Annotated in this window: 9 protein-coding genes; 6 read left to right on the plus strand and 3 right to left on the minus strand. The window is 72.5% G+C overall.

Going from position 1 to position 7,069, the window contains the following annotated elements:
• Positions 1-135: 135 nt before the first annotated feature.
• The 3 genes from JM949_RS31940 to JM949_RS31950 form a co-directional block, all read right to left on the minus strand.
• Positions 136-621, minus strand: a complete 486-nt coding sequence (locus JM949_RS31940; RefSeq protein WP_203151816.1) for a GNAT family N-acetyltransferase — start codon at positions 619-621, stop codon at positions 136-138.
• A gap of 82 nt (positions 622-703) precedes the next feature.
• Positions 704-1,723, minus strand: a complete 1,020-nt coding sequence (locus JM949_RS31945) for a phosphotransferase family protein (protein ID WP_203151817.1) — start codon at positions 1,721-1,723, stop codon at positions 704-706.
• Positions 1,720-2,784: a LacI family DNA-binding transcriptional regulator gene (locus tag JM949_RS31950; protein ID WP_203151818.1), complete on the minus strand. Its 1,065-nt coding sequence runs from the start codon at positions 2,782-2,784 to the stop codon at positions 1,720-1,722. Before JM949_RS31950 ends, JM949_RS31945 begins: the two co-directional genes overlap by 4 nt.
• 93 nt (positions 2,785-2,877) lie before the next feature.
• On the opposite strand from JM949_RS31950, the gene JM949_RS31955 reads away from it, so the two are divergent.
• The 6 genes from JM949_RS31955 to JM949_RS31980 form a co-directional block, all read left to right on the plus strand.
• On the plus strand, positions 2,878-3,222 hold the full coding sequence (locus JM949_RS31955) for a cupin domain-containing protein (protein ID WP_203151819.1): 345 nt from the start codon (positions 2,878-2,880) through the stop codon (positions 3,220-3,222).
• Positions 3,215-3,634 carry a cupin domain-containing protein gene (locus tag JM949_RS31960; protein ID WP_238434262.1) on the plus strand — a complete coding sequence of 140 codons (420 nt, stop codon included), beginning with the start codon at positions 3,215-3,217 and terminating at the stop codon, positions 3,632-3,634. The genes JM949_RS31955 and JM949_RS31960 overlap by 8 nt, the downstream gene beginning before the upstream one ends.
• Complete coding sequence (locus JM949_RS31965; RefSeq protein WP_203151822.1) at positions 3,631-3,780, plus strand: hypothetical protein; 150 nt, start codon at positions 3,631-3,633, stop codon at positions 3,778-3,780. Before JM949_RS31960 ends, JM949_RS31965 begins: the two co-directional genes overlap by 4 nt.
• Before the next feature lie 639 nt (positions 3,781-4,419).
• Positions 4,420-5,595 (plus strand): pyruvate dehydrogenase (acetyl-transferring) E1 component subunit alpha, encoded by a 1,176-nt coding sequence (pdhA, locus tag JM949_RS31970; RefSeq protein ID WP_203151820.1) that lies wholly within the window; start codon positions 4,420-4,422, stop codon positions 5,593-5,595.
• The gene (locus JM949_RS31975) at positions 5,595-6,584 is read left to right on the plus strand and encodes an alpha-ketoacid dehydrogenase subunit beta (RefSeq protein WP_203151821.1); all 990 of its coding nucleotides are present in this window, start codon (positions 5,595-5,597) and stop codon (positions 6,582-6,584) included. The genes pdhA and JM949_RS31975 overlap by 1 nt, the downstream gene beginning before the upstream one ends.
• 5 nt (positions 6,585-6,589) lie before the next feature.
• Positions 6,590-7,069 (plus strand): biotin/lipoyl-containing protein (locus JM949_RS31980; protein ID WP_305070621.1); only part of this gene is annotated, 480 nt, incomplete at its 3' end.

The raw sequence follows: 7,069 nt of genomic DNA on the forward strand, positions 1-7,069 counted from the left end.
CGGCCGGCGCCGGGTGCTGCTGGCTGGCGGTCGGTGGCCTCTTCACCCCGATCCGCGCGCCGGCTCCGAGCCCGCCACCGCGCCGGTGGAACTGCGCGCCGCCCCGGCCGGCGGCGCGGCCGGTGGTTGAGACGCTCAGAACTCCTGGTACATGACGTGCGAACCGACCCGGCCGAGGGTGGGGTGACGGAACGCGCCAGGCACCGTGCCGATCACCTGGAAACCCTCCCGCTGATACAGCCGCACCGCCGACCGGTTGCTCTCCACCACGGCGTTGAACTGCATGCCGGCGTACCCGTGGTGGCGGGCCCAGGTCAGGGCGTCGCGGCACAGCGCGGTGCCCACGCCCCGACCCCGCGCGTCGGCGGCGACCATGAAGCTCGCGGTGGACACGTGCGCGCCCGGCCCGGGCCGGTTGGTGCCCATCTTCGCGGTGCCGAGCACCCGTTCGCCGTCGACCGCCACGACGGTCCGCCCCGGCTTCGCCTCGATCCACATGCCGTACGCCTGCTCGGCGGTCATCGTCGGGTCGTAGGGGAAGGTCTCCGCCGCCCGGATCACCTCCTCGATGATCGGCCACACCAGCGACCAGTCCCGGTCGACGAACTCCCGAATCAGCACCGGGGGAGGTTAGGCCCCGGCAGGAGCCCCGCACAATCCGATATCCGAGGGTGCGTCCGCGCGGCGTACCTGGTGCCGGTCGTCACTCCGAGGCGAGCGCGGCGATCTCCTCGTCGAGCAGCGCCGCCAGGCGGGTATGCCGCCCGGGATGGGTCAGCGCGGTCATGCCTCGGCTGGGCATCTCGACAGTCATCAGCAGGTACAGGTGCAACCGGTACAGCCCGAGCCGGCGGCGCGCCGACGCGTCCAGCACCAGCGGGTCGGGCGAGGCCGCCCGGTAGCCGCGCAGCAGCGGGTGCGCCGGCTCGTCCTCCACCCGGCGGAAGAGCAGCGGCGAGACCAGGTCCAGCAGCGGATCGCCGCAGAGGAACCGCTCGCCGTCCACCAGCGCGCGCAGCCGCAGCCGGCCGTCCGGGTCGGGCGCCGCCAGCACGTTGCCGTCCCAGCAGTCGAAGTGCAGCAACGCCGGGCGGCGCACCTCGTCCAGCACGTCGGCGTGCCGCTGCACCAGCCGGTGCAGGCGGCCCGGAGTCACCGGCAGTCGCACGTCCCAGTCGGCCGCGTCGGCGAGGAGCGCGTGGAGCATCGCGGTGAACGCGGCCCGCCAGGTCCGCCCGCCGGCCCGCTCGTCGTCGTACCCGAACCGGTCACCTGTCACCTGGTGCAAGCCGGCGAGGGCCACCCCGAGGTCGTACCGCGCCGGGCCGTCGTCGACCGCGACGCCCGCCCCGGCCAGGTCGGCCAGCGACCGGCCGGGCAGCATCGCGGTGACCAACCATTCGCCGTACGCCGGGTCGGTGCCGTGGTGCAGCACCGGGGGTACGGGCACCTGCGGCGCCCGCTCCGCGACGAGCCGGAAGTATCGCGCCTCGGCGGCGCAGAGCCCGCGCTCGTAGCGCAGCAGCGGGGTGCCGGCCGGCGGGGAGAGCTTCACCACCACCCGGCGGTCGTCGTCGAGCAGCGCCCACCACACCGTCGCGTATCCGCCGCCGGCCAGCGGGCCGGTGTCCCGGACCCGGGTGTCCGGCCCGAACGACGCGCCCAGCAGGTGCGCCACATCGGCGCTGGTCAGAGAGCGTTGAGTCGGGCTGGTGAGGGTCATGACGACGGGTCACCCCGTCGGGCGCGCGGTGCCGAGCCGGCGGCGGCCCGCGGCACGGGGCCGGCGGTGTCGCGCCGGACCAGCTCGGCGGGGAGCACCTCGACCCGGGGCGTCGGGGTTTCCGCGCCGAGCACCAGCGACATCGCCCGGACGCCCATCTCGACGAGCGGCAGTCGCACGGTGGTCAGCGCCGGGGTCACGTCCCGGGCGATCGGCATGTCGTCGAAGCCGACCACCGAGATCTGTTGCGGCACCGCCAGCGACCGGGCCCGCAGGGTGGCGAGGGCGCCGATGGCCATCGAGTCGTTGAGCGCCACGATCGCGGTCAGCTCCGGGTCGGCGTCGAGCAGGCGGGCGGTGGCCTCGGCGCCGCCGTCGCGGTCGAACTCCGCGTACCTGATGCGTCGTTCCGGCAGCTCGCGGCCCTGCTCGCCGAGCGCCTGCCGGAGGCCGGCCAACCGGTCGGTCGTGGTGGTCAGGATGCGCGGGCCGGCGACCACGCCGATCGCCCGATGCCCCAGCCCGCACAGCTCGCGCCCGGCGAGGTAGCCGCCGGCCCGGTTGTCCGGCATCACCGCGTCGCCGGAGTGCTCGTGCCGGCCGATCACCGCCACCCGACCACCGGTGGCTCCGTACGCGGCGAGCTTCTCGTTGAGCTGCCGGGTGAACGCCTCGTCGTGGTAGCCGGAGCCAGCCAGGATCAGCGCCGCCACCTGGTGGCCCCGCAGCAGCTCCACGTACTCCAGCTCGCGGTCCGGGTCCCGGTAGCTGTTGCAGATCATCAGCAGCCGGCCCTGGTCGGTGGCGATCCGTTGCAGCCCACGGGTGATCTCGGCGAAGTACGGGTCGGAGACGTCGTGCACGATCACGCCGACGGCGCTGCGGTGTGAGCGGGCCAGCAGTTGGGCGTGGGCGTTCGGCACGTACTGCAGCTCGGCGACGGCGGCGAGCACCCGCTCGCGCAGCTCGTCGGTGACCGGCTTGCTGCTGCCGTTGATGACGCGGGAGGCGGTGGCGGGTGAGACGCCCGCGCGGCGGGCCACATCGGACAGGGTCGCCATGGCCCGCCCCCTCGATCTGTTGACGGCGTTTCGTCGTGCCGGCTAGCGTCACGGTACCGCAGAGAAAGCCCTTTCCCGCAGGGAGGCCCGGCCGTGTCCGATCGCTTCGCGGTGCTTCAGCTCGACGACCTGCCCACCAGGCGCTGCTCGTGTGGGACCACCCGCAGAGGTTTCATCGCCGAGAGCGACGGCCAGGCCAGCGTGCACCTGCTCCAGGTGCGGGACGCGGTCACCCACCACCACCGCGTCGCCACCGAGTACTACATCGTGCTCGCCGGTGAGGGCGAGATCGAGCTGGACGGGGTACGGCACCCCGCCCGGCCGATGTCCGCCTTCCTGATCAAGCCGGGTTGCCGGCACCGGGCCATCGGTGACCTCACCGTCCTGCTGGTGTCGCTGCCGGCCGCCGACGACACCGACGAGTACTTCGATGACTGACCGGTCGACCGCGCTGCCCGGCGGCATCGGGCTGTCCCGGCTGCGCGTCTACGACACGGCGGCACCGGACGGCGTGGTCGGCGGCACGCCGCACCTGCACCTGTGCTGCACCGAGGGGTACGTGGTGACCGAGGGCGAGGGCGCGGTGCAGACCCTGACCATGGCCGGCTTCCGGGAGACCCCGTTGCGACCGGGCACTGTGGTCTGGTTCGAGCCGGGCACCGTGCACCGCCTGGTCAACCGCGGTGCTCTGGCCATCGTGGTGCTGATGCAGAACAGCGGTCTGCCCGAGGCCGGCGACGCGGTGCTCACCTTTCCGCCCGAGGTGCTGGCCGACCCCGTCGCATACGCCGAGGCGGCGGCGTTGCCGGCCGGCGGGGCGCCGGTTGGCTGGTCGTCGGCGGCGGGATGACGACCGGCCCGACGGACGGGGCCGGGATGAACGGGGTGCTGCTGTCCGGGAGTGCGGTGCTGCCCGGGGTGGCCGAGCCCGCGCTGATGGCGGCCAGGATGGGCATCGACGCGGTGCCGGCCAGCAGTGCGACGGTCAGCAGGTAACCCCGGGTGGGGCCACCGATGCCGGGGGCTCGGTGCACGCCGACCACCCGGCGGTAGCCACCGGGTGACCGGTGCCGACCGAGCGCTGGCGTGCCGGGACCGTCACCTGGCTCGTGCACCGCACACCCCTTGTCGTCGGCCGTCGAAGGACATGGATGGAGATCGTCGGCCGGAAGCCGGCAAACAGCCCGATTGGCGCGATCCTGCGGGAATCAGCCTGACTTAGTCACCCTCTGTCAGCCAACCTCCACCGCGTGTCGACACGCGGGGCTGACCGAACGGTGACGAATCGCGCCGGAACGCATCCGGAACCCAGGCCGGCATGATGGCGACAAACAACGTCAAAGCATGGGTGGTCGGAATCCGGGGCAGCCGTACTGTGGGCACGCTCACCTGCTCTGCGAATATGGAGCACGACGGCAACGCAGCCGTGACCTCCGCGCACCCTCGCGGCAGGCGCGGTTGAGCGCCGGCGCTCCCGAACCGGGTTCGGCCAGAACCCGGCTCACGCCGTGCGGCAACCCCCACCGGGGCTAGGCGCGGCCGCCAGGAACCGGTCCGGCAGCAGCCGGACAGGCGCACGAGTTGCGCGGCCGGGTGACCCCCCGGTGCCGACGCAGACACGACAGGGAGAGACCGATGGCAAAGGGCGACCCCGGGGGCACCACCCGCAGCAGGCGGGCCGCACCCCGCTCCAGGAAGGGCGCGACCGGCGACCCTGAGCTGGTGCAGCTACTCACCCCCGAAGGCGAGCGGATCGACAGCGCCACCGGGCCGGACGGCACCGAGTACCGCGTCGACTTCACCGACGAGGAGTACCGCGGTCTCTACCGCGACCTGGTGCTGGTCCGGAAGCTGGACGCCGAGGCGACCGCGCTCCAGCGCCAGGGCGAGCTGGGCCTCTGGGCCAGCCTGCTCGGCCAGGAGGCCGCCCAGGTCGGCTCCGGGCGGGCGCTGCGCCCCCAGGACATGGCCTTCCCGACCTACCGGGAGCACGGCGTCCTCTACTGCCGCGGGATCGACCCGATCATGCCGCTCGGCCTGTTCCGCGGGGTCGACCAGGGCGGCTGGGACCCGAACGAGTTCAAGTTCAACATGTACACGATCGTCATCGGCGCGCAGACCCTGCACGCGACCGGCTACGCCATGGGCATCACCATCGACGGCAAGACCGGCACAGACGACGGCGAGGCGGCGATCGCCTACTTCGGCGACGGCGCCACCAGCCAGGGCGACGTGAACGAGGCGTTCGTCTGGGCCAGCGTGTTCAACGCGCCGCTGGTCTTCTTCTGCCAGAACAACCAGTACGCGATCTCCGAGCCGCTGGAGCGGCAGACCCGGGTCCCGCTCTACCAGCGGGCCGCCGGCTTCGGCTTCCCCGGGGTACGGGTGGACGGCAACGACGTGCTCGCCTCGTACGCGGTCACCCGCACGGCGCTGGACAACGCCCGCCTCGGGCAGGGTCCGAGCCTGATCGAGGCGTACACCTACCGGATGGGCGCGCACACCACCTCCGACGACCCGACCCGCTACCGGATCGCCAGCGAGGTCGAGGCGTGGCAGGCCAAGGACCCGATCGCCCGGGTCAAGGCCTTCCTGGAGAAGCAGCAGATCGCCGACGCGGGCTTCTTCGCCGAGGTCGACGAGCAGGCCCGCCGCGAGTCGGTCCACCTGCGCGAGCGGGTGCTCAACATGCCGAACCCGGAGCCGGTGACGATGTTCGACCACGTCTACCCGAACGGGTCCCCGCTGCTCGACGAGCAGCGCGCGCAGTTCAGCCGCTACCTGGAGTCGTTCGAGGGGAGCAACCACTGATGGCCACGGAGACGCTCACCCTCGGTAAAGCTCTGAACACCGGCCTGCGCCGCGCCCTGGAGAACGACAGCAAGGTCGTCATCATGGGCGAGGACGTCGGCAAGCTCGGCGGTGTCTTCCGGATCACCGACGGGCTCCAGAAGGACTTCGGCGACCAGCGGGTGATCGACACCCCGCTGGCCGAGTCCGGCATCATCGGCACCGCTGTCGGTCTGGCCATCCGCGGCTACCGGCCGGTCTGCGAGATCCAGTTCGACGGCTTCGTCTACCCCGCGTACGACCAGATCGTGTCGCAGGTGGCGAAGATGCACTACCGCTCGGGCGGGCGGCTCAACATCCCGATGGTGATCCGGATCCCGTTCGGTGGCGGCATCGGCGCGGTCGAGCACCACTCCGAGTCGCCCGAGGCGTACTTCGCGCACACCGCCGGTCTGAAGGTGGTGACCTGCGCCAACCCGCAGGACGCGTACGTGATGATCCAGCAGGCCATCGCCTCGGACGACCCGATCGTCTTCCTGGAGCCCAAGCGGCGCTACTGGGAGAAGGGTCAGGTCGACCTGGACGCTCCGCTGTCCGACGCGTACCCCCTGCACTCGGCCCGCGTGGTGCGGCCCGGCACCGACGTGACCGTGCTGGCCTACGGCCCGATGGTGCGGACCTGCCTGGAGGCGGCGACCGCCGCCGCCGAGGACGGCCGTGAGCTGGAGGTCATCGACCTACGCTCGCTCTCGCCGCTGGACCTGAGCGCGGCGTACGAGTCGGTGAAGCGCACCGGCCGGGTGGTCGTGGTGCACGAGGCGCCGTCCAACATCGGCCTTGGCGCCGAGTTGGCGGCCCGGATCACCGAGGAGTGCTTCTACTCCCTGGAGTCGCCGGTGCTGCGGGTGACCGGCTTCGACACCCCCTACCCGGCCGCCCGGGTGGAGGAGGAGTACCTGCCCGACCTCGACCGGGTGCTCGACGCCGTCGACCGCACCTTCGGCTGGTGAGCGACATGTCCCGGATCAAGACGTTCAACCTGCCCGACCTGGGCGAGGGGCTGACCGAGGGCGAGATCCTGGCCTGGCTGGTCAAGGTCGGCGACACGATCGAGCTGAACCAGCCGATCGTCGAGGTGGAGACGGCGAAGGCGGCCGTGGAGATCCCGGCGAAGTGGGCCGGGCAGGTGCAGGCGATCCACCACCCGGAGGGCACCACGGTCGAGGTCGGTACGCCGATCATCGCGATCGACACCGACCCGGGTGCCGGCCCGCTGGAGGCGCCGTCGACCACGGCCACGCCCAGCGGTGACCTGCCCACCCCGTCGGCGGCCTCGCTGGCGGCGGTGGAGGTGGCACCGGCCGAGGGCATGATCGAGCCCGGCCTGATCGGCGGCGCGGCTCCGGGCGGGCGGACCGCGGTGCTGGTCGGCTACGGCCCGCGGACGACCGCCGCGAAGCGCCGCCCACGCAAGGGCGCGGTTCCCGCGCAGGCC

Origin of the sequence: Micromonospora tarensis (assembly GCF_016803395.1) — a bacterium.
In the GTDB taxonomy this organism is placed as follows: domain Bacteria; phylum Actinomycetota; class Actinomycetes; order Mycobacteriales; family Micromonosporaceae; genus Micromonospora; species Micromonospora tarensis.